Below are 23344 nucleotides of genomic sequence, written 5' to 3' on the forward strand. Positions count from 1 at the left end.
GAATATTGCCGTGTGGTTTCGTTTTTTGTTTTTTAATCGGGAATGGGAGGGTTTAGGATGAAATATGATGCACTCGCGAATGAAATTATCAGGAATGTCGGCGGCAAAGAAAATGTTAACGGATTAACCCACTGTGTGACCCGTCTGCGCTTCAAACTTAAGAACGACACACTGGCGAACACAGATGTGCTGAAAAATATGGATGGAATCGTTACAGTCATCCAGAGCGGCGGCCAATATCAGGTTGTCATCGGCAATCATGTATCTGAGGTCTATGCCCAGGTTATGGCTGCTGGCGGATTCCAGGAAGACGGGTCAGAGGCAGCCACGGCCGGTAAAACAAGCCTGTTCAACAGGTTTATCGATATGATCTCCGGGGTATTCTCTCCGACGCTTGGTGTGCTGTGCGCAACAGGAATGATTAAGGGGTTCACTGCCCTGTTTGTGACGCTGGGACTGATTACGAATACTTCGGGTACCTACCAGATTCTTAATGCGCTTGGGGACTGCCTGTTCTATTTCTTCCCGATTTTCCTCGGGTATACGTCGGCGAAGAAGTTTGGCGCCAACATCTTTATCGGAATGGCTATTGGTGCTACATTGGTGTATCCGACATTTAGCAGCACCATGGCAACCGGCGAGCCGCTCTATACGCTGTTTAGCGGAACGCTGTTTGAATCCCCGGTGTACATTACGTTCCTGGGAATCCCGGTAATCCTGATGTCGTATACCTCCAGCGTTATTCCGATCATCATCTCAACCTTTGTAGGCTCTAAGCTGGAAAGCTTCTTCAAGAAAGTGATTCCGAGTGTGGTGCGCACCTTCCTGGTTCCGTTCTTCACCCTGCTCGTCACCGTTCCGCTGGCACTGATTGCGATTGGTCCAATCTCCACGTGGGCAGGACAACTGCTGGGAGAGGGAACCTTGTTCCTCTACAATCTCAGTCCGGTTATTGAAGGCTTGCTGGTTGGCGCGTTCTGGCAGGTATTCGTCATCTTCGGCCTGCACTGGGGTCTGGTTCCGATTGCGCTCAACAACATGGCTGTGCTGAAATCCGATCCGATTCTGGCAGCTTCCTTCGGGGCTTCCTTTGCCCAGACCGGTGCCGTGCTGGCCATTCTGCTGCGGACTAAGAACGTCAAGCTCAAGTCATTGTCTATTCCGGCAATCATCTCAGGCATCTTCGGTGTCACTGAACCTGCTATATACGGGATTACGCTGCCGCGCAAGAAGCCGTTTGTCTTAAGCTGTGTCGCTGCGGCAGTCGGGGGCGGTATTGTCGGTCTGATGGGCACCAAGGGCTATATTCTCGGCGGTCTGGGCATCTTCGGCATCCCAAGCTATATCAGTCCGGACGGTATGGATAAAGGCTTCTACGGGGCAATTGCGGCGATTGTAATCAGCTTCATTCTAGGTTTTATTCTGGTATTCTTCTCCGGATTTAAGGATGAAGAGGCTGCAGAGAGCAAGAGCACAGGCACCCCGCGCAATACGCTGGTGAAGCAGGAGACTGTGGGAAGTCCGCTGAAGGGCCAGGTCCGAGCGCTGTCCGAGCTGACAGACGAAGCTTTCTCTACAGGAGCCATGGGTAAGGGCATCGCGATTGAGCCGCTGGAAGGCAAAGTATACTCACCGGTAGACGGGGTACTGACCACATTGTTTGCATCCGGGCATGCCATAGGGATCACCAGTGATAACGGGGTCGATATTCTGATTCATGTGGGCAAGGATACCGTCAAATTAAAGGGCAAATACTTCACCCCAAAGGCCAAGCAAGGAGATCTGGTCAAAAAAGGCCAGCTGCTGATGGAGTTTGATGTAGCGGCGATCAGAGAGGCCGGCTATACCCTGACCACGCCGGTCATTATTTCGAATTCCGCCGAGTATCTCGATGTGATTGAGACGGACCTGAAGAGCATTGATTACAGGGAGAATCTGCTGACTGTCATGATCTGATCTGTTCAATGAAACCCCAAACGAGGAGGAACTATAATGAGCACAATGTACAAAAGTTTTCCGGAGGATTTCCTGTGGGGCGGCGCAACCGCTGCCAATCAGCTGGAGGGCGGATTCGATGCTGGAGGCAAGGGATTAAGCACTGCCGATGTGATTACCGCCGGAACGCATACAGTATCCAGAAGAATCACCCCGGTATTGGAAGCCGGTTCTAATTATCCGAGCCATGAGGCAGTGGATTTCTATCACCGCTACAAGGAGGATATCGCTTTGTTTGCCGAAATGGGCTTCAAAGTATTCCGCTTGTCCATCGCCTGGTCACGGATTTTCCCGAATGGGGATGATGCGCAGCCGAATGAGGAGGGTCTTCAATTCTACGATCAGGTCTTTGCCGAACTCAAAAAGCATCAGATCGAACCGCTGGTAACGATCTCCCATTATGAAGCCCCTTTCCACCTGGCTGAAGCCTATAACGGGTGGGCCGACCGCAGAACGATTGACTTCTATGTCCGTTATTGTGAAGTGATCTTCAACAGATACAGGGACAGTGTGAAATACTGGCTGACCTTCAACGAAATCAATATTCTGACGATGCCGTTCGGAACATTCATGGCAGGAGCGATCATGCCGCAGGGCAATGCAGAGCTCGGCACTTCGGCAATCGGCGACAATGAGCAACTGCGTTATCAGGCGCTGCATCACCAGTTCCTCGCGAGCGCCAAAGCCGTGAAGCTGGGGCATGAGATCAATGAGAAGTTCCAGATCGGCTGCATGATTGCCTACATGTGTTCTTACCCGCTGACCTGTAATCCGGAAGACGTTCTGCTGGCGCAGCAAAAGGATAATCTGAGCAATTTCCTCTGCTCGGATGTACAGGTCAGAGGTGCATATCCGGGCTTCGCCACAAGATATTTCAAGGAGAAGAATATTAAGCTTCAGCAGGAGGAGGATGACGAGCAGACGCTGCGGGAAGGCTGTGTAGATTTCTACACCTTCAGCTACTATTCATCCACCTGCGTGAGCGCAGCGCCGGATCAGGAGGCTATCGGCGGCAATCTGTCGATGGGGCTGAAGAATCCATATCTGCAGGCGAGCGCATGGGAATGGCAGATTGACCCTCAAGGGCTCAGATGGTCCCTGAACCATATTTACAACCGGTATGGTATTCCTATGATGGTAGTGGAGAATGGACTTGGCGCTGTAGATACCGTTGAAGCGGACGGTTCAATCCAAGACGGTTACCGGATCGATTATTTGCGGGAACATGTCAAGACCATGGGTGAAGCGCTGGAGGACGGGGTAGAATTGATCGGCTACACTCCGTGGGGCTGCATTGATCTGGTCAGTGCAGGAACAGGCGAAATGAAGAAGCGCTACGGATTCATCTACGTCGACAAGGACAATGAAGGGAACGGCACACTGGCCAGATCCCGCAAAGACAGCTTTTACTGGTACAAGAATGTAATCGCCAGCAGCGGAACACAGCTGGATTAATCAGGCTATCAGCAATGAGTTCATAAGCATAGCAGCCAAACAAGTGCTTCTGCACTGCTTGGCTGCTATTTGATTTTGTAACGAGCATGCTTGCACAAGATGAAGATTCGGACTCGGCCCATTCTTGATGAAAACGATCATTATCGCCCTGATCGGGCTGCCTTCAGCTATTCCGGTGATTCAGTTCGGACTCCCAAGCAGCCAGTTCATGGCTTTTGGGACAGCTCCTTTTTGTTGTGTATGAGCTCTTTAGTCCAGGCGGCACGGGATTTTTCATCAGTCCTTGCTGCTGCACACGGCGATATAATTCAGGTCCTTGCCGGTTGTATTGAAGAAGGTATACATCTTCTTGAACTGGGCGCGGTTTTCTTTTTTGAGTGCATTCTTGAAAATACGCAGTGTACCGGGGACGCCTTCATCACGAATCATGCCTTTAACACTCATCAGCGACATGGTGCCTGTAGAATGTTCGATCTTCTTGAATCCGGTGGAGTTGAACAGTCCTTCCCACTCTGCCACAGGCAGCGGCTCTACATTAATATGAATTGTCCGGCGCAGCTCCGCCAGCTCCCCGGCCATGTTATTCTTCGCAAAAGTGATGTCATGCGTAAGCAGAACCCCGCCCGGCTTCAGCACACGGAAATATTCAGCTACAGCCTTCTGCTTCGCCGCCTGATTCAGCATGGTCAGCATCGCTTCGTTAATGACGACGTCGAAGCTGTTATCCTCAAAAGGCAGCTTCATCGCATTGGCCTGTCTGACCTGAATGTACCCCTCCAGATTGGCATCTCTAATATTCTTCTCAGCCTTCTCAAGTGCCCTGGGGTCCATATCAATCCCGGTAATCTGGCACTTATACTCCCGCGCAAGCTGGATAGAGGTGGTACACATGTTGCAGGCCACTTCCAGCACACGGCTGTCTTTAGTCAGCTTCGCATGCCGGATCAACCAGTTCGTAGCAGCGACACCGCCGGGACGCAGCCGCTTTTTACCCAGTTTGGCCAGGAAATTATGCCCTACTTCCTTTTTCAACATGTCTCAGCTCCTTCTTCTCCGGTTTGACCACAATCAGCAGCATTTGGAAGGCTTCGGTAGCATACAGCGCATGGGGAATATTAGCCGGCAAAATGATCGTTTCTCCTGCCAGCACCGTGTAGGGTTTATCCGCAATGGTGATCTGAGCCTCGCCCGACAGAATATTCACCATGGCATCGCCCGGGGAGGAGTGGCCGCCAATCGATGAGCCTTTATCCAGGGAGATCAGTGTCATGGCGAGACTGGAGCGCTGTACCAGGGTCAGGCTCGATACCTGCTGCTCCTCCACCGTAATGATCTTCCGTAAATCCATAACTTCAGCTTGCGGCAATCTTTTAATATAGTGTTCTTGCTCCATATGATCTACCTCCAGGTTATATGCTGATTTGCAGAAATTTGCAGCTGCTCTGCGCAGCGAATTCATGCCAGGTACCGGCTTGGACGATTACCGCTGCCCCGGCGGTTAATGGACAGGGCTGCTCTCCTATGAGCATGTGAAGCTCTCCCTCCAGTACGTGAATGAGCTTGGATCTGGGCGAGGTCTCCGAGCTGATGGTCTCATCCTTATCCATGCCGTATAGTACCCATTCAGGTGCTTCAGCGGCTTGGCCCGAACCTTCTGTGATATTCAGTGTTCTGCTCGATATCTGATAGGGCCGGATGCTAATCATGTCATTGAAATAAAATACTGTGCCTGCAGTCATTCCGCTCATGCCGTCCTCCTGTATATATTGAATGATTCTTAACATTTGGTATAATGAGATGAGGTGAGAATCGTTCTCATTTATTAAATTGTAGCAGAGTTTGTACAATGACTCTGTTGCCATGGCAACAGGAGGCGGATAAATGTGCAGCAATATATGAACAAAATCCAAAGCACGGTCTTATTTAAAGGATTTATGATCAGTGAGGTGCAGCAGGCACTGGGCTGTCTTCAGGGTACCATCAAGGATTTCGCCAAGAAGGATGTCATCTTCAAACAGGAGGAATATCTGGTTTCGGCGGGTATTATTCTCCAGGGAAATGTATTGCTGTGCAAAGAGAATAGTTCGGGCATGCGCTTCATATTCTCGGAGCTTGAGAGCGGGGAGATTATCGGGGAGACCGCCCTTCGTCTGGAGCAGGAGCCCAGCGGCTACGAAGCGGTTGCAGGCTCGGCGTGCCGGGTGCTGTTCATCAAGATTAACAAAATTGTACGTCCGGGCCAGGCGACCTGCCATTTGAGAAGCCGGATTATTGAGAATATGCTGACCTTGCTGCTTGAGAATAACCGGTCGATGTATCAGAAGCTTGACCTGGTCTCACACAAATCACTGCGGGAACGGATTATCCACTACTTCAGCCTGCAGGCCCAAAAAAATAATTCGCCCGTCTTTGAAATTCCATTCAGCCGGAATGATCTGGCGGATTACCTGACTGTGGACCGGAGTGCCTTATCCAGAGAGTTGCAGCGGATGGCACAGGATGGACTGATCCGGTTTACACGGAACCAGTTTGAATTGCTGAAGGCAGATTATGAGAAGCAGTGGTGGAAGAATCAGTGGTAAAAGCATGCGGACTCCTGTAAGTACAGATTGACAATCTGTACTTTTGGATATATTGTAGATACATTAAGTCTTTGATTTAAGGTGTTTACTTCCGGTCCAATTAACCAGAACAATCTGTAGAAGTTAAAGTGGAGGGCGTAGTCCGCTTTTATTAAGGACTTAATATATCTTTAATATATTTTATAACAAGAGAGACAGGTGGAGACGGAATGAAAAGCAGACCCGGATTAATTATATCTTCGCTGGTCATCGCGAATTTCCTCGGGCAGCTGATGCAGACGATGCTGAATACGGCATTGCCCAGAATGATGCTGGATTTGGGGATTAATGAAGGCAGGGCCCAGTGGCTGATTACAGTATACTATCTGACTGCAGGCATAACGGTGCCTGTTGCCGGATTTTTAATCGGAAGATTCACGACAAGAGGTTTATTCTTCACTTCGGCAAGTGTCTTTGCAGCAGGCACACTGATCGCGGGAATATCCCCGGACTTTATCCTTATTCTGGGCGGGCGTATTATTCAGGGTTTGGGCGCAGGACTGCTGATGCCTCTGTTCCAGACAACGATTCTAAGGGTGTTCCCGAAGGGGAAGATAGGCTCGGCTATGGGGTTAATCGGACTGGTAATGGGCCTGGCTCCGGCGCTGGGTCCGACCCTGTCAGGATTAGTCGTTCAGGATCACTCCTGGCGGATTCTCTTCTATGCATTGCTGCCTGTAGTGATAGCCAATCTGCTGCTCGCTGCGTTCAGTCTGCAGAATGTGGGGGAGAGACACCGGGAGAAGCTGGACTACATATCTATTCTATTATCAACAACCGGATTTGCCGGTCTGTTATATGGTGTTAATCTGGCAGGGGATCAAAGTGCCCCGCGGGTATGGGCAGGGGCCGTTATCCTAAGCGGGATATTGTTCATAATTCTATTTATCAGGCGTCAGCTGAAGCTTACCGTTCCATTGCTGGATTTCAGGCTGTTCAAGAGCAGGAGCTTTAGCCTTGCCTCAATCATTGGAGTGCTGATGTTCATTGTAATGGTGGGTGCTGAGCTGCTGATTCCGTTATATGTGCAGAATGTCCGGGGGCTGACGCCAAGTGAGTCAGGTCTGATGCTGCTGCCGGGTGCGCTGCTGCTGGGGTGTACCAGTGTAATCTCTGGAAAAATATATGACCGCTATGGAGTGAAGATAGTGCTTCGCGGCGGGTTTACCCTCATTGCCGGGGTATCTTTGCTAATCTCGCTTATGTTATCCCAGGATTCATCCATACTTATACTCGCTGTGCTCTATGTACTTCTAATGGTGGGAATCGGGTTTATTATGACCCCTGTTACCGCCTATGCGATGGCAAGTGTACCTCCTCAGATGATTGCACATGCCTCTCCAATGACGATTTCGATCCGCTCGTTAGCCAGCTCTATGGGAGGGGTTCTGCTGATAGCCATAATGACGATTACGATGAATTACAGTTCTTTCACATTCCCGGTGAATATGATGCAGGGATTCCATGCCGCTTTTTGGTGCCTGACCGTAGTAGCCATAGCCGGATTAGGTTTATCGTTTAATCTGAAGGGGCTGACTCATTCGTAAAGAATAGTTAAGGGGATATTCACTTTACGCAGATCGTCCATGGTTTTAACGACAATAATCCATGTTCAAAATGGGGAGATGAATCTATTATATTAGTAATGGTGATAATGATTATCATTATTAATAAATGATGGAGAGTGGTAGCAGGCTATGATTAAGAGAATAACAGGTTTGGTACTTGCTGGTGTTATGGCGCTGGGTATCGTTTCTGCCGCAGGTGTAAATGTCGCACCTGTGGGCGTTGCGGAAGCCGCACAGGCAACGCAAAAGATTACCTATAAAGGCAAGGTATACACCGTTCCGGCCAAAACCAATAATATTGTCATTACCGGTGCAGTAGAGGCGCTGGAAGACGCACTGGTACTCAATTTCAAACCCAAGGGAGCATTGACTGTCGGCGGTGAGTTCCCTTCAATCTTTTCCAAAATAACAAGCGGCGTAACAGCGATCGGGGAAAAGGCAGAACCTGACCTGGAAGCGATCCTGAAGCTCAAACCGGATATTATCCTCAGCAGCACGAAGTTCCCGGCGGAGACCAATGAGAAGCTGGCGAAGATCGCGACTACGATTCCAGTATCGCATATCGCGACCGATTGGATGGACAACCTCAAGCTGCTCGCAGCACTTACGGGCAAACAGAAGGAAGCGACCACTGCGATTCTGAAATACCAGAAGGAACTGAAGGAAGCCAAAGTGAAGCTTGCGCCGAAGCTCAAGGACAAGAAGGTCATTGCTCTGCGCATCCGCTCAGGCAGCCTGTTCCTCTATCCGCAGGATGTATTCTTTAACCGCTCCCTGTATGCCGATCTGGGCGCAACTGTGCCGAAGGAAGTACAGCAGGTCAAAGCCCAGCAGAATATTTCCCTGGAATCCTTTGCCGCAATCAACCCGGATTACATCTTTGTACAGTTCTCGGCGGATGAGAACAAAGACAATCCTAAGGCACTGGAAGAGCTGCAGAAGAACGCCATCTGGAAGAGCCTGAAAGCTGTGAAGGGCGGCAATGTATTTGTCAATCTGGTTGATCCGCTGGCACAAGGCGGAACTGCATTCAGCAAGTTCTCCTTCCTTGAAGCCCTGATGAAGACCAAACTGTACACAGGGAAGTAAGATTAATTCCAGCCAGTTTATGCAAATGGAAGAAAACAGGAGAGAGCCCAGGCCGGCTCTCTTTTTGCTGCACCAAAAGCGGGTGCAATTTATTGCTGAATTATATATAGCACCTTATATTATGTTATAATGGATTTCTTATTGTAAATTACAAAGAATAGAGGTCGCTAGAGGATGAAAGTTAAAGTTAACCGCAATGCTGCAAAGGTTCTGAAGGATATGCTGAACACTCCTGAAGCGGAAGGCAAGAAGATCCGCGTCATTATTACTCAGGATCACGGCAATCACGGGCACTATGATGTTGCTCTTGATACACCGACCGAGCATGATGAAGTGGTTGCCACGGATAAAGGTATCGAGATTGTGCTGGATACACGTCAACCGCTGCTGGACGGTGTCTGGATTCAGTATTTCTATGTTCCCCAAGAAGGCTTCTTCATTACGAATCCCTCTACAGGATTTCTTGAGAAATAAGCAGCTGAACCTGATATAGAACCATATGGTTTGAGACGGCATTGTCTTAACAGCCTTATAAGGGCTGCTAAAGATAATGCCGTTTCTTTGGGTTGTTTAAATAAACAGAGCGGCAAAATTCATCATTTATTGTACTTCCGCCCAAAAAGTCGTTGCAAAAGTATGTATAATCGTTGACTGCCTACATTAGACGGACTTGGATTTTTTATTATACTGTAATTGTAAGCGATTACACATACGCTGGGGGGAAATTCAATTGAACAAGAAAAAAAGATTAACACTGCTGTCCGGTATACTGATGATCTCTCTGCTTGCTGCATGCGGCAATAACAACGGTAATGCCGTAGGAAGCACGGCGGAGCCGCAGGCTTCGGCAGCCGCGACAGAAGCTGCCGGGACGAATGCCAGCCCAGCCGGAGATTCCGGCACAGTGGATACGTCCCAGCCCGTAACACTGAAGATGATTTTTGTAGGACCGAAGCCGGTCGACTATGACCTGGTATTTGGAGAGATCAACAAGAAGCTGAAGGAGAAAGTTAACGCTACGCTGGAAGCCGAGTTCCTGGACTGGTCGGATTGGGCGCAGAAATATCCGCTCAAGCTGGCGGCGAATGAGAATTTTGACCTCATCTACTCTGCCAACTGGGCAGGCTATAATGATCAGGCCCTCAAAGGCGGGTTTCTTGAGCTGACCGACGAATTGCTGCAGAAGTACGCGCCGATGACCTGGGAAGCGATGCCGGAGGTGGGCTGGGGTCAGGCGAAGGTGAACGGCAAGCTCTATATGGTGCCTCAGAACCGCGGGGAAACGATTGAGAAGCTGATTCTGTACCGGGAGGACCTGCGCAAGAAATATAACCTGCCGGAGATCAACAGCCCGGAGGCGTATGCTACTTATCTCAAGACGGTCTCCGAGAAGGAGCAGGGTGTCACTCCGTTCGTACCGGAGACAGGGGACTGGAAGCTGCACAATCTGGACCGGGTCCTGCTGAAGCAGCAGAATGAATGGAACATGTTCGACTTCGATCTGCCGATTGGCTTCAAGCTGACAGATCCTGCCGGTAAGGTATTCAATGTATACGAAACTCCGGAATTCAAAGAGCTTGTCTACTATTATAAAGATCTTGCGGATCACAACGCCTGGTCGAAGAGCGCACTGAACAGCAAGCTGGATCACCAGCAGGAGTTCCGTGCAGGCAAGACAGCATCAATCACACACAATCTTGGTACGCTAGGCGCTTTAATGACGGATATGCGCGAGAAAAATTCACCGTATGAGCTGGCTCTGGCTGATATTACACCGGACAAGAAGAAGTCTGTTGCTGTCTCCACGCAGAACGGGGTCTCTATTCACGCTACGACCAAGAACCCGGAACGTTCACTGATGGTGATTGATCTTCTGCAGAATGACAAGGAACTGCATGATCTGATGATGAACGGCATTACGGCTGTGCATTATAATCCGGTTGGCGATGATAAATATACGAATGCAGAGAAAAATGCTAACTATACCGGATTCTCCAACTGGGGCTTTAACTCCCCATTGAACCGGGACAACGCCTCCTTCCCTGACGAAGGCAATGCGCTGACCGACAAATGGGAAGGTGAGGTTTACCACTATCCGCTGGAGACCTTTGTCTTCGATAACAGCAAAGTGAAGACGGAGGTAGCTAATGTCGGTAATGTGATGCTGCAATATGGCATTCCGCTGGAATACGGTTCAGTTAAGGATGTGGACGGCGGACTGGCCAAGCTTCAGGCACAGGTGAAGGAAGCTGGAATTGATACCATCATTGCAGAAGTTCAGCGGCAGATTGATGAATTCCTGGCTAATTCCGGACAGTAAAAGGCTGCAACCATAAGAAGGAGGCCCGCGTGGATACATGCGGGCCTCCTTATGTTCAGTTTAATCTTATTCTTATACCTTGCGGGCCGGAGGAATGCTTTGCGGATTGTTGAATACATTTCCGGGATCATATTTGGCTTTGACTCTCCGTAACCGGGGATAGTTCGCTCCATAATAGACCGGGCCGGAATGTTTGATCCCCTGGTCCGGAACATTAATATAGCTTCCCACGATGAACGGCTGCAGCTTCCGGCGTGTATTCCGCACTATGGCAATATTTTTGGCAGCATCCGATTTCTTGACCCATGAACTGTTCCACTCTACATAGAATTTCGCTTTACGCCAGTAGAAGGCGGTAGATCTGGGTGATTTACGGCTTACAGCCCCGCCCCAGTTGAGGAAATAGAACCCTGCGAACTCGCCCTCCACGTTCTCAAGGAACTCACGCATAGACTTAAACGCTTTGTCCGGGAAAGGTTTTCTTCCGAAACCGCTGGAGAACTGGTTGCTGAATCTTTGGGTCTCCACCGGATCGGGAGCCAGCAGGAAACTCACTACTTTGGGATAAGATAATGAGCGGATCAATTGATTCGTGGGCGTCCCTACGTCCGTAATGGGCTTTAAGAGGCGGACCGCCTCCGCTTTTGATCCGAGGAACAGGCCCAGCATGCTGACATTACCGCCCTTTTTGGGACCAATGGATAGCTCGCTGCCCAGTCTGGTGTTCACAGAAGGAGCCCAGCGCTGCCAGGCTTTGAGTACCTTTTCGAACTGGTTCCAGGGCCAGGTGATGCGGAATACGGTCGCCGTGGCCGGCGCGGGACGCACTTTGAACTTATAACGGGTGCAGACTCCAAAATTACCTCCGCCACCCCCGCGGGAAGCCCAGAGGAGATCGGCGTTGCTGTTCTTATTGGCGACAATAATTCTGCCTTTGGCATCCACCATTTCGAGCTCAATCAGATTATCACTGACCAGACCTACGGTCCGCTGAAGCGGCCCAATTCCCCCGCCTAGTGTAATGCCCCCGATTCCGACAGTGGGACTATCCCCAAAAGGGGCCATGTATCCCTGCCGCGCAAGCGTATGGGCAATTCTTCCCACCGTATTTCCGGTCCCCACTACTGCAGTTCCCGATTTTTTATTGAGCTTGATGCTTCTCAGTTCACTTACATCGATGACAATGCCTCCGTTGACCTGGGACAGATTGACCTCCAGCGAGTGCCGGCCGCTTCTTGGCCGGATAGGGATGTTATTCTCGTTGGCCCAGCGGATGGCGTTGGCTACATCCTGCGTTTTCTGTGCGAAGACAAATACCTTCGGGAATCTGTCCGTATGCGGATCCCAATTTTTGCGTGCCGTTTCATAGCCCGGATCACCTTTATAGATAACCCGCCCGGTAAGCTTTGTTCCTGATTTCACTGATTCCAGCTCCTTTTGAGCTAACAATTTAACTGCATGTATGCAGTCAGGTCCCAATATAGTATGTAGGGCGTTAGTCTATGGAGTGGGCTTACGCGGAGAGTTTGCGTCAGTACTACCCTTCTTTCTTCAATAGAAGATACAGGAAATAAGGAGCGCCGATAAAAGCAACCATTATTCCGGCAGCGATACCGTCAGGCTGGGTCAGGTTACGGCCAATCGTATCCGCCAGCAGCAGCAGCCAGCCGCCGATTAATATGGATACCGGCACGAATTGCTGATGCCGCGCTCCTACCAGGGCTCTGGCAATATGCGGAGCCATCAGGCCGACAAAGGCGATGCCGCCGGTCATCGAAACAGCCGACGCTGCCAGTGCAACCGCCGCCAGCATAAGGAGAGCCCGGTCTCTGGAGACCGCCACACCTGCCCCGATAGCAGTAGGCTCGTTCAAAGCAAGCAAATTCAGTGTTCTGGATTTGTACAGCACATAAGGGACCAGAATGATCAGCCAAGGCAACAGGGCGAGAACGAAAGGCCAGTCTGTACCCCACACATTACCGGCCAGCCATTTGGAGATGAAGTCCACCTTGGTCCGGTCCACCGAAGAGATGAGTACGATCATCACGCCGGAGAGCGCCATGGAGAACCCGACTCCGGTGATGACCAGCCTGATCGGCTGAACGCCATCGGTGCGGGTGTAGGAGAAGGCATAGATGAGTACAGCGGTTACCAGGGCTCCGGCGAATGCCGCAAGCGGAATCATATATATGAAGGACCCGGCGTCAATAGATGCAAAAATGAAAAAGACGGTAACCCCGACCCCGGCCCCGGCATTAATGCCTATAATTCCCGGATCAGCCAGCTCATTGCGGGTAATGCCCTGCAGAATAGCACCGGATAAAGCAAGCGCCATACCTGCGAGCAGCGTAATCAGTATCCGGGGGAGCCGGATGGAGAACAGTACAAAATTATCCTCGAAAGAACCGTGCCCGAGGATTGTCGGAATCAGTCTCCCGTATGACACCGGGGAAGATCCGATCCCTATTCCGATAACGATGGTAGCCAGGATAAGAAGCATAAGCAGCGATACGACAAGCGGTTGATTACGATACAGCCGGGCTGGTTTCATGAGAAGGATCGCACTCCTTTACGGACAATGAACAGGAAGAACGGCAGGCCCAGCACAGCCACGATCGCGGCGACAGGCGTCTCGAACGGGACGTCAATCATCCGTCCGAGTGTGTCGGCGAACACCATAAAGGTGGCGCCGGCAATGGCGGACAGCGGCAGAATGGCGCGGTAATCTGTCCCGGCAAATACCCGCACGAGGTGGGGGATCATCAGGCCCACAAAAGCGATGTTACCGACAAGCGCAACAGCAGCGCCTGCGAGCAGCGTGATTAATATGTACAATGCAATCTTAACCTGAGTCGTCTTGAGCCCAAGACTTACAGCCGTTCCTTCGTTCAGACTAAGGATTGTCAGCTGACGGGACAACAGAATGGAAACGATGAGGCAAATGATAATAATAGGGGCAATTGCTGTAATCTGGCCCCAGGTGGTGCCAATCAGCCCGCCGGATGTCCACATCGATACATTTTTAGAGATCTTGAATTGAAGGCTGATTCCTTCGGCTACAGCGGTCAGCAGAGCGGATACGGCAGAACCGGCCAGCACCATCCGCAGTGGCGACATATTCTGCCTCCGGAGTGCAGCGATGCCGAACACCAGCATCACGCCACAGGCTGCGCCGATGAAACAGGCGATCATGATTCCGTAGTATCCGATGGAGGGGATGAAGGCAAAGGATACCGCAAGTGCAGCATTGGCACCTGCCGTCAAACCAAGCAGCCCCGGGTCGGCAAGCGGATTTCGGGTTAGTCCCTGCATGATTGCCCCGGCAACAGCGAGGGCGGCACCTACCAGAATGCCGCCGACTTCGCGGGGGAGCCGCAGTTCACGGATGATAGAGATATCACCACCCGTAGCCTTCGGATTGCTGATGGCGCTCCAAATATCCGCCAGTGAAACATTTTTGGCACCGAGCCTGACCGCCAGGGCAAATACAATCACAAATAAAATCATGCTGACGAGCAGCTTAAGCACAAAAGTAGAGTTTATCGGCTTTTGCGGAGACTGTTTCTCCATTTCGACCATCCGTTCCTTATCAATTTGCGAAAAAAAAGAACGCGATTTGCGCTCCTTTTTTCGGTTTCAACCTGGCTGGATGCTTAAATAATAATTAATTTCCCAGCAATGACTTGGAAATAAAATCAAGCTGATAGTCAAGCGACAGAGCATCATTGAAATAGAAAGATGTAGCATCTATTTCGTAGACATGATTATTTTTGACGGCCGGGATATCCTTATAAGTGGAAGTCTCCTGGAAGGAAGCATCACCTGCAGGATCTTTGCTGTAGATTACGTAATCTCCCATATAATCCGGCAGGATTTCCAGTGACAAATTGAAGTATCCGTCTTTGGCTGTCATTTCCTTCACTTTATCCGGCATCTTCAGCCCCATGGCCTGATAGATGATTTCTGTACCGCGTCCCCAGGCGCTGCCGAAGGTGTACAGATTTTTGGAATCCCCTTCAATAACCGAGATCGTGCTATCCGCACCGATCTTGGCTTTGATTTCTTCACCAGCGGCCTGGGCACGTGCCTTGAAATCAGCAATCCAGTCAGCGGCTTTCTGCTCCTGGTTAACCGCTTTGCCGATCTCCAGGATCTGGGTCAGATAATCCACTTTGTTGTATGTATAGGTAACCACCGGTGCGATTTGTTTCATCTTGTCCAGATTCTTGGTGTCTGACGAAGCAATAATTAAGTCTGGCTTGAGATTCAGAATACTCTCCACATTCTCCTCGGAGACTTCCGCAACGTCCTTCAACTGATCCTGGAAATTCGGATTTGCTTTGATGTAGGAATCTACTCCTGCTAGGGGGACATCCAGAGCGAGCAGGTTACCTGCGTACCCGGCAAGAACTACAACACGCTGGGGATTGGCGGGAACTTCGACAGGTCCGGTTTCGGACTCATATGTAATGGTATCTGTGCTGCTGTTATCAGCACTTGCAGTTGCGCTGGCTTCGGGTGCCGGTGTAGCTGTGGCAGCAGCCGTGTTGTTGCTTGCACTGTTGCTTGCATTATTGCCGCAGGCACTTAGTACCAGGAGGGTAAGGATGAGTAGAAGTAACAACAATTTCTTCATTTCTGATAATCTCCCTTTCAATGATAAATTTATGAAATTGATAATCATTATCAATGATGTAACTGTTAAAACTTTAATTGTTTATTGACCGTTTGTCAATCCTTAACTTGATTTCGTAACCATGCTGCCACTTGTTCGTATAAGGATAAAAAGCAGGCTCCCCATTTGTTCAAAGACCCCCATACAGCATGATAAACCAATATGAAGCTAAGGTTGTGCATCCTATGAATGAAATTGTCAGAGAACATCCCCATACAGGTTATCAGCTGGCAGAGCAGAAGGCCGCCCGCTACTTAAGCTCACTCCATGATCAGCTGAAGAGCCAATCTTATGTGACGGCGTTGACGGCGGATATCCATGAGTGGAAAAAGAAGCATATCCGGCGGTTCTCCGTGTTGTCCTTGTGGTCACCGGGGAAGAAAAAGCCGGACACCCAAGATTATTACCGCTACATCCAATGGCTGAATTACACGAAGAAGCTGGATGATTATCTGGACCGGAGCGTCTCGTACATTTATATGAGGGATCTGGGTAAGGCACCGGATTCTCCAGATACACAGAAACGGATCAGGAGAACCATAGCTGATCTGAACCAGCATCTGCTGAAGTCAGCCCGCTCAGGCAGCGGAGAAGTGCCGGATTTCATGAATCTGGACGGGGTATACCGCTGGGCCCAGAAGGAAGGGATAGAAGCTGCAGTGATCTGGGTTTTTGCCAAATTAAGATCTGTAGCAGCCCATATACCGGAGGGAATGAACGCGGAGCATGCCCAGCGCAAGCTAATCAAGATTATCGTTGGCGTTATACTGCATGTTATAGAAGAGATGGACGGTGATACTGCGCCTGTGGAACGGTCCCGGAGATTGGATGAAGCGATCAGGCTTGGCTATTCCTATGGACTGACGTATCCTTTCGTTGACGATCTGCTGGATTCTCGGATACTGACGGTTCAAGAGAAAGTGCAATACTCTGAGCTGATTCGTTCAGCGCTGCTCACAGGAGTTGTGCCGGTACTAGGGGGTTGGTCCGGAGAGAACATGGAACTGATCAAGTATATTCATTCGGAACTGTCAGAGGCATTCGAGTATATTAAGCAGCAACAGCGGCCGGAGATGCAGCATATCTTTTTCGGCCAGTCTTATGTCTTTTTTCAGGCTCAGGATATGGACCGTGTCAAGGTACTCACCAGGGGAGATTACACTAACGATGATTTGTACATCCCCGTTATCTTGAAGTCATCGTCATCCCGGCTGATTGCGCGTTCAGTGATTAGTGCGCCTGCGGATGAGGGATTTGAAGAGCGGACCTTCTTTTTTGGCCTCTACAATCAGCTTGCCGATGATTTCGCGGATATGACCGAGGATATGAGTGACGGAGCCGTAACACCGTATACCTATTATTTGAAATATCATAAGCAAAGGCCTGATCTGATTAATCCTTTTGAGTTATACTGGGCGGTCATCTCCAATCTGATCCACAGTGTATATCACTCCGATGCCAAGGCCCGCGAGGTTATTCTTGACCGGGCAATTAACGGGCTGAAACGTTATAAAGAACGTGTGGGATCTGATAAGTATAATGAGACGATGAGGATTTTTGCAGCAGGCAACCCGGAGTTTAACAGGCTCATTCAGATCCTGGTAGACAAAGCGGATGATGTGGACTTTTTTGATAAGCTGCTGCGGGACCGGATGATTGAGCACTTGAAGAAGGATGCCAGGGAGCAGAAGGAATTCTTCGCTACGTTTAAAAGTGTCCGCAGTCTGATCAAAGAAGAACTGCTCTTCGCTAAGCCGCAGGAGCTTCCGGCCATGAAGGAGCAGCTGATCGATGCGGCCAATTACAGCCTGGCGGGGGACGGCAAGCGGGTGCGACCGATTCTAACCTGGGTGATGGGTGTGAAGGAATACGGCTTGGAGCCGGCAGCCATCGTTCCGCTTCTCCGCTCGCTTGAATACATGCATACCGCCTCCCTGATCTTCGATGATCTGCCTTCCCAGGATAATGCCTCTACCCGCAGAGGGCGCACGACCCTGCATGAGATTCACAGCAGTGCAGTTGCGGAGTTAACCGGTCTGTATCTGATCCAGAAGGCCATCGGGGAGCAAGCCTCGCTTGACCGCTTTAAGGCGGAAACAGTGCTTGCCTTGATCCGTTATTCGGCCCGGAAGGCAGAGGAGATGTGTATGGGCCAGGCGATGGATTTGGATGCAAAAGGCAGAACATTGACGCTGGAGCAGCTGAATAATGTGTGCTTTTACAAAACAGGAGTGGCCTTTGAGGCGTGCCTGGTCATGCCGGCCATGCTGGCTGAGGTTAGCGATGCGGAGATCAGTGCGCTCAAAAAAATCGCTTACCATATGGGCATTGCTTTTCAGATTAAGGATGATTTGCTTGATGTGGAAGGGGATATGCATGTACTTGGTAAGCCTGTCGGCAACGATGTTGTTAACAATAATTCGAATTTTGTCTCGATTCTTGGTCAAGAAGGGGCCAGTAAAGAGATGTGGGATCACTATTGCAAGGCCAATGAGGCTCTGCGCGGGATCCCGCGTAATATCACCTTCCTGAAGCATTTAATGAATTATGTGGTGAACAGGGAGCGGTAAGCCCAGACTAATCGATCATCCGTCTGACCTCATCTGCGATCAGTCCGGGCTCGCTGTACATGATCATATGACCGGATTGCCGGGCTTCGACCAGGCGGCCGTCTGCTTGTGCGCTGCATGAAGCGCAGGCCGGAAATTCCGTTCCATCCGCGTGATTAGTGTTCCTGAGAGCACGGATACCTCAATACCCTCCAGCTTCAGCGGATGCTCCAGAAGTGCCCGTAAATCCTCCAGGAAGGTTGCTCCCTCAGCAACCATGGTATGAGCTGCCCGCATAGTGAAATCCTCCTGCCGCTGTTCCTTGTAGACATCCGCTGGCAGAACCTTGCCCGGCTTGCTTCCCATCAGCTTGTATAAACCGGTTCCCGCAAGCAGCGGAAGGAGAGTATTCATCTTCGCAAAATGCTTCACGGAAGCTTCTTCGAAATAGAGCCCGCAATGCTCGTCTGTCGGATCGACCAGAACGAGTCCCCGTATGATGTCAGGGTTCCGGGAAGCTGCTGTGCGGACAACGGGGCCGCCCCAGCTGTGTCCGACGAGAATGAAGGGGCCCGCTCCCAAGTGGCTCAATAAGCACATGAGATCATCGGCCATTCTGCTCAGGGTCCTTGGTGCCCGGTCCGCACCGCTTTTCCCGCTGCCCGCCCTGTCGTAGACGACAGCCCGCGCGTATCTGGCGACTACCGGCTGCACCAGCCCCCAGGCAGAGCGGGACATGCCCATGCCCGATTCGAATACCACAGTTACCGGACCGGCTCCGTTCTCCATGTAATGGAGCTGACGCCCGTCCGGTGTTTGTATGTAATGGCTGTCTCCATACGTATGAGAGATCACAGCTGGAATCTTCATTTTTCACCCCATCCATTAAGAATGATTATCAATTGGACTCATTGTAAGTGAAGAACGGGGAAAGGACAAGTCCGGGAAAATTCAATTTATATACTCTTAAATGTTTACATTTCGTGTAATGTATATATACTTATAATTTAAAGGATTCATATCTCCGGGATAACCGGCAAGGGAGGACTATATTAAACATGACTTCAAACATCAGAGTTGGGATTGTCGGATACGGGAATTTGGGCAAAGGGGTACAGCAGGCGATTGAACAAAATCCGGATATGGAGCTTGCCGCTATTTTTACCCGCAGAGACCCGCAGCAGCTGGCGGAGATCACAGGAGCAGTCACAGAGCATATTTCCGCAGCCGAGCAATACATAGGCAAAATCGACGTAATGATTCTGTGCGGCGGATCAGCAACAGACCTGCCGGAGCAGACTCCGCAGCTGGCCAGATTGTTTAATACAGTGGACAGCTTTGACACCCATGCCAAAATTCCTGACTTCTTCACTGAAGTGGATAAGGCAGCCCAAGGCGGCGGGACAGTCAGTGTGATCTCAACGGGCTGGGACCCGGGAATGTTCTCCATGAACCGTCTGCTGATGCAGTCCATCCTGCCGGAAGGTGAGGATTATACCTTCTGGGGCACCGGAGTCAGCCAAGGGCATTCGGATGCGATCCGCCGGGTTCCCGGTGTGAAGGCAGGCGTGCAATATACCGTTCCTGTCCAGGAGGTCATTGACAGTATCCGGGGCGGCGAGACCCCGCAGCTGACTACCCGCGAGAAGCACCGCCGGGAATGTTTCGTGGTGGCGGAAGAAGGGGCGGACCATGAGGCTATCACCCGGAGCATTGTGGGGATGCCGAATTATTTCGCCGATTATGATACAACGGTGAACTTCATTTCGGAGGATGAGCTTGCTGCGAAGCATTCCGGCATGCCGCATGGCGGCTTCGTTATCCGTAGTGGTATAACCGGCGGAGGAAGCAAGCAGATTGCTGAATTCGGGCTGAAGCTGGACAGTAATCCTGAATTTACAGCCAGCGTGCTGGTAGCCTATGCCCGCGCAGCTGTCCGCCTGAAGCATGAAGGCCATAAGGGTGCCAAGACGGTATTCGATATTCCTCTCGGCCATCTGTCCCCTAAATCGGCAGAGACGCTGCGGCGCGAGCTGCTGTAGGCTGGCGAAGAGTGAGCAAGGGGCATGCAGGTGGGAGCAGCCGGCTGCTGTGAGGACCATGATCTGGCCGGGGCTCGCCCGGGGGAAACCCTGATCCTGCTTAAAGAGCACAGCATTTAGAACAACGGTCCGTTCGCGGAGCGTTCTCACCACGAGTTTAAGTATCGCATACTCCAAAAACGAGGGGTGTCTCAATAGCCATTGCATGGCCTTTGAGACACCCCTTCTGCAGGTTCTGATGGAATCAAAAAAAATCAGAGGTAGAAATACCTCTGATTCATAGAGAGGAAGTAACCGGACAAATGCGGTAACTAAATAAGCTGAACATAATAGCCTTGTTTAAATCCTGCACGAAATACAACATTTCCCTCATGGTATCGGGTCTAATCAAGAATTGTTGTATAAAAAGCAGCATTTCCCACGTATTCAAGCGGCGAACGGGACAATTGTTGTATTTCATACAACAATCCTTATGAAAACCCCATTATCAGTGAATCTATGTTGCACTACGTACAACAATACATTTAACAATACATTCAGGCCGAGCTCTACAGGTAGTTTTACACATATAGCAACAGATCGATTACGTGCAGTCCATACGACTCGCCGTAATAACCAAAGCTCGTTCCGCCCGCCATTAATCTGCAGCTTATTTAGTTACACAATCCCCTGCGCCAGCATAGTGTCGGCAACCTTCAGGAAACCGGCGATGTTAGCTCCAGCCACCAGGTTACCGGCCACTCCGTATTCCTCTGCCGCCTGCACCGTTCTACGGTAGATATTCTTCATAATCTCCTGCAGCTTGGCATCGACTTCTTCAAAGCTCCAGGCCAGCCGCATGCTGTTCTGGCTCATTTCCAGGCCCGAGACGGCTACACCGCCCGCATTAGCCGCTTTGGCCGGAGCGAACAATACATTATTCTCAAGGAACAATTCTACCGCTTCAATCGTCGTCGGCATATTAGCCCCTTCACCGATGGCTTGGACTCCATTCAGAATCAGCGTACGGGCGGATGTCAGATCAATCTCATTTTGGGTGGCACAAGGCAGGGCGATATCGCATGGCAGACTCCAGATTCCGCTGCAGCCGTCAATGTACTGTGCGTGCGGATGCTCCTTCACGTATTCGCTGATGCGCAGGCGTTCGGTTTCCTTCAGTCTTTTGACAGTAGCGAGGTTGATGCCTTGCGGATCATGAATGTATCCGTTCGAATCACTGCACGCGATAACAAGAGCACCCAGCTGCTGAGCCTTCTCGATAGCATAAATAGAGACGTTTCCTGATCCCGAGATAACTACCCGGCTGCCCTCGAAGCTGGTTCCCCGCGTGGACGACAGCATTTCCTGCACGAAGTATACACAGCCGTAGCCGGTAGCCTCCTTGCGTGCCAGACTGCCGCCGTATAACAGCCCTTTTCCGGTGAGAACCCCGGCCGCATGTCCTCCGTGAATCCGTTTATATTGTCCGAACATATAGCCGATCTCGCGTGCGCCGACACCAATATCCCCTGCGGGAACATCCGTATCCTGGCCGATGTGGCGGTACAGTTCCGTCATGAAGCTTTGGGTGAAACGCATAACTTCCTGATCGGATTTATCCTTGGGATCGAAATCACTGCCGCCTTTGCCGCCGCCCATGGGCAGGCCGGTCAGGGCATTTTTGAAAATCTGCTCGAAGCCCAGGAACTTGATAATGCCAAGATAAACGGATGGATGGAAGCGGAGTCCGCCTTTGTAAGGGCCGATGGCGCTGCTGTATTGAACGCGGAAACCGCGGTTGACCCGGACCTTGCCGGCATCATCGACCCAGGGCACGCGGAAGGATATGCTGCGCTCGGGTTCAACCAGCCGTTCGAGAATCCCTTGCTTCATATATTGCGGATGACGGGCCAGGACAGGCACGAGACAATCCAGGAACTCCTTGACCGCCTGATGAAATTCGGGCTCTTGCGGGTCGCGCTGCTGGACCTCCGCGTAGATCTGATGAACATATTGTACAGCCTGGTTAGTAATTTCTGAAGTAACGGAATGAACGGTGGACACTTTAGCTAGCACTCCCTGTCTGATAGTGGATTCGGGCAGCCCCGGATTTATTTTTAATTTAAAAGAATTCTATAAAACCTTACATCAATTTACCAATCAATTATTTTTGGTGTGGTCATTAAGAAATTCTATGAACCTTACATGCGATGCCAGATATAGCTTGTGAAAGGACTGATTTGGGCTTCGATATAATGGTAATTATGTTTCAATGTTGTCATATCCTTGTCCGTAAACTTTACAAACAGTATCGGAATAGATATAATTTAAGTATAATTTTTAGGGTTTGAAACAACAGAAAGGGGCCTAACGCCAGTAGGCTCCTTTTGTATTTCTTGCCCATGTTACAGGAGGGCGAAGGTCATTCACAAGGAAAAAATTATGGTATGCGTTCATTATGGTCCGCACGGGGAGCGTTTGATCCGGCGTGGAGTCGAGCTGTCTGAGATGCTGGGGGCACCGCTTTATGTGCTCAATGTGGATAGCTCGGATAGTGATGAATACAATCAGAGCAAAGAAATGTTCATGGCGGTCTGGAAGCGTCTCGCCGAGGAGGCCGGAGCAGAGTTTATGGTCCGCAAACGCCGGGGCCGCAAGACAACGGATGTAATCGTTGAAGCGGCAGAAGAGAAGGATGTCACGCAGATTATTATCGGACAATCCGCCCAGACACTGTGGCAGGAGCTGACCAAGCGCAATTTTGTCAATGAGCTGATCAGTAAAATGAAGATGATGGATCTGCATGTTGTGGCAGTACAGCGGATGCGCGCCGGTCTTGAAGAGACGCATGAAGAAGGTGTAATCTCCTATCTGGTGAAGAATGAGGGCGTTTATCAGCTCAGCGATGAGCCGGAAGGTCAGGATTTCATCAAAGGGAAATTTTTTCACGAATTGCACACGGAATTTGAGAATGGCTTATTCAGAATTGAGCAAGATGGTAAAGCGAGATATTTGCATATCTGCGAGGGGACACTTAGCGATCCCTTATAA

Annotated in this window: 19 protein-coding genes; 10 read left to right on the top strand and 9 right to left on the bottom strand. The window is 50.5% G+C overall.

What is annotated here, in order from left to right:
• The first annotated feature begins 57 nt into the window (after positions 1 to 57).
• Both NSU01_RS15495 and NSU01_RS15500 read left to right on the top strand, forming a co-directional pair.
• A complete protein-coding gene (locus NSU01_RS15495; RefSeq protein WP_076244810.1) occupies positions 58 to 1956 on the top strand; it encodes a beta-glucoside-specific PTS transporter subunit IIABC in 1899 nt (632 codons plus the stop codon).
• 36 nt (positions 1957 to 1992) lie between these two features.
• On the top strand, positions 1993 to 3450 hold the full coding sequence (locus NSU01_RS15500; RefSeq protein ID WP_076244812.1) for a 6-phospho-beta-glucosidase: 1458 nt from the start codon (positions 1993 to 1995) through the stop codon (positions 3448 to 3450).
• Between the two features lie 276 nt (positions 3451 to 3726).
• On the opposite strand, the gene NSU01_RS15505 is transcribed toward NSU01_RS15500, so the two are convergent.
• From NSU01_RS15505 to NSU01_RS15515, 3 genes are read right to left on the bottom strand one after another with little or no spacing between them, the layout of a single operon-like run.
• The gene (locus NSU01_RS15505; RefSeq protein ID WP_042136828.1) at positions 3727 to 4485 is read right to left on the bottom strand and encodes a class I SAM-dependent methyltransferase; all 759 of its coding nucleotides are present in this window, start codon (positions 4483 to 4485) and stop codon (positions 3727 to 3729) included.
• A complete protein-coding gene (locus tag NSU01_RS15510) occupies positions 4460 to 4843 on the bottom strand; it encodes a cupin domain-containing protein (RefSeq protein WP_042136830.1) in 384 nt (127 codons plus the stop codon). Before NSU01_RS15510 ends, NSU01_RS15505 begins: the two co-directional genes overlap by 26 nt.
• A gap of 16 nt (positions 4844 to 4859) precedes the next feature.
• Positions 4860 to 5198: a cupin domain-containing protein gene (locus tag NSU01_RS15515; RefSeq protein WP_042136832.1), complete on the bottom strand. Its 339-nt coding sequence runs from the start codon at positions 5196 to 5198 to the stop codon at positions 4860 to 4862.
• 135 nt (positions 5199 to 5333) lie between these two features.
• Here NSU01_RS15515 and NSU01_RS15520 point away from each other — a divergent pair, with 135 nt between their 5' ends.
• The 5 genes from NSU01_RS15520 to NSU01_RS15540 all read left to right on the top strand — a co-directional run bounded on the left by NSU01_RS15520 (position 5334) and on the right by NSU01_RS15540 (position 11048).
• Entirely contained in the window at positions 5334 to 6032 is a 699-nt protein-coding gene (locus NSU01_RS15520; protein WP_042136833.1) for a Crp/Fnr family transcriptional regulator, read from the top strand.
• Positions 6033 to 6241: 209 nt separating this feature from the next.
• Positions 6242 to 7618 (top strand): DHA2 family efflux MFS transporter permease subunit, encoded by a 1377-nt coding sequence (locus NSU01_RS15525; protein ID WP_076244815.1) that lies wholly within the window; start codon positions 6242 to 6244, stop codon positions 7616 to 7618.
• A 150-nt stretch (positions 7619 to 7768) separates the two neighbouring features.
• Complete coding sequence (locus tag NSU01_RS15530) at positions 7769 to 8728, top strand: ABC transporter substrate-binding protein (RefSeq protein ID WP_039303485.1); 960 nt, start codon at positions 7769 to 7771, stop codon at positions 8726 to 8728.
• Between the two features lie 174 nt (positions 8729 to 8902).
• Positions 8903 to 9202: a heme biosynthesis protein HemY gene (locus tag NSU01_RS15535; RefSeq protein WP_042136836.1), complete on the top strand. Its 300-nt coding sequence runs from the start codon at positions 8903 to 8905 to the stop codon at positions 9200 to 9202.
• Positions 9203 to 9458: 256 nt separating this feature from the next.
• On the top strand, positions 9459 to 11048 hold the full coding sequence (locus NSU01_RS15540) for an ABC transporter substrate-binding protein (RefSeq protein ID WP_305954213.1): 1590 nt from the start codon (positions 9459 to 9461) through the stop codon (positions 11046 to 11048).
• A gap of 72 nt (positions 11049 to 11120) precedes the next feature.
• On the opposite strand, the gene NSU01_RS15545 is transcribed toward NSU01_RS15540, so the two are convergent.
• The 4 genes from NSU01_RS15545 to NSU01_RS15560 form a co-directional block, all read right to left on the bottom strand.
• The gene (locus tag NSU01_RS15545) at positions 11121 to 12470 is read right to left on the bottom strand and encodes an FAD-binding oxidoreductase (RefSeq protein WP_042136838.1); all 1350 of its coding nucleotides are present in this window, start codon (positions 12468 to 12470) and stop codon (positions 11121 to 11123) included.
• A gap of 115 nt (positions 12471 to 12585) precedes the next feature.
• Positions 12586 to 13599: an iron ABC transporter permease gene (locus tag NSU01_RS15550; RefSeq protein ID WP_076244818.1), complete on the bottom strand. Its 1014-nt coding sequence runs from the start codon at positions 13597 to 13599 to the stop codon at positions 12586 to 12588.
• Complete coding sequence (locus tag NSU01_RS15555) at positions 13596 to 14618, bottom strand: iron ABC transporter permease (RefSeq protein ID WP_076244820.1); 1023 nt, start codon at positions 14616 to 14618, stop codon at positions 13596 to 13598. Before NSU01_RS15555 ends, NSU01_RS15550 begins: the two co-directional genes overlap by 4 nt.
• A 94-nt stretch (positions 14619 to 14712) precedes the next feature.
• Positions 14713 to 15684, bottom strand: coding sequence for an iron-hydroxamate ABC transporter substrate-binding protein (locus tag NSU01_RS15560; RefSeq protein ID WP_076244823.1), 972 nt, complete (start codon positions 15682 to 15684; stop codon positions 14713 to 14715).
• 224 nt (positions 15685 to 15908) lie between these two features.
• Here NSU01_RS15560 and NSU01_RS15565 point away from each other — a divergent pair, with 224 nt between their 5' ends.
• The gene (locus NSU01_RS15565; RefSeq protein ID WP_256703908.1) at positions 15909 to 18293 is read left to right on the top strand and encodes a polyprenyl synthetase family protein; all 2385 of its coding nucleotides are present in this window, start codon (positions 15909 to 15911) and stop codon (positions 18291 to 18293) included.
• Positions 18294 to 18356: 63 nt separating this feature from the next.
• Here NSU01_RS15565 and NSU01_RS15570 read toward each other — a convergent pair whose 3' ends face one another.
• On the bottom strand, positions 18357 to 19142 hold the full coding sequence (locus NSU01_RS15570; RefSeq protein ID WP_256703909.1) for an alpha/beta hydrolase: 786 nt from the start codon (positions 19140 to 19142) through the stop codon (positions 18357 to 18359).
• Positions 19143 to 19330: 188 nt separating this feature from the next.
• Between NSU01_RS15570 and NSU01_RS15575 the strand changes: the two genes are divergently transcribed.
• Positions 19331 to 20314 (top strand): diaminopimelate dehydrogenase, encoded by a 984-nt coding sequence (locus NSU01_RS15575; protein ID WP_042136843.1) that lies wholly within the window; start codon positions 19331 to 19333, stop codon positions 20312 to 20314.
• A 657-nt stretch (positions 20315 to 20971) separates the two neighbouring features.
• Here NSU01_RS15575 and gdhA read toward each other — a convergent pair.
• Positions 20972 to 22357, bottom strand: a complete 1386-nt coding sequence (gene gdhA / locus NSU01_RS15580; RefSeq protein ID WP_042136845.1) for an NADP-specific glutamate dehydrogenase — start codon at positions 22355 to 22357, stop codon at positions 20972 to 20974.
• Between the two features lie 378 nt (positions 22358 to 22735).
• On the opposite strand from gdhA, the gene NSU01_RS15585 reads away from it, so the two are divergent.
• A complete protein-coding gene (locus tag NSU01_RS15585; RefSeq protein WP_042136847.1) occupies positions 22736 to 23344 on the top strand; it encodes a universal stress protein in 609 nt (202 codons plus the stop codon).

Source organism: Paenibacillus sp. FSL H8-0259, assembly GCF_037963255.1.
In the GTDB taxonomy this organism is placed as follows: domain Bacteria; phylum Bacillota; class Bacilli; order Paenibacillales; family Paenibacillaceae; genus Paenibacillus_AQ; species Paenibacillus_AQ phytohabitans.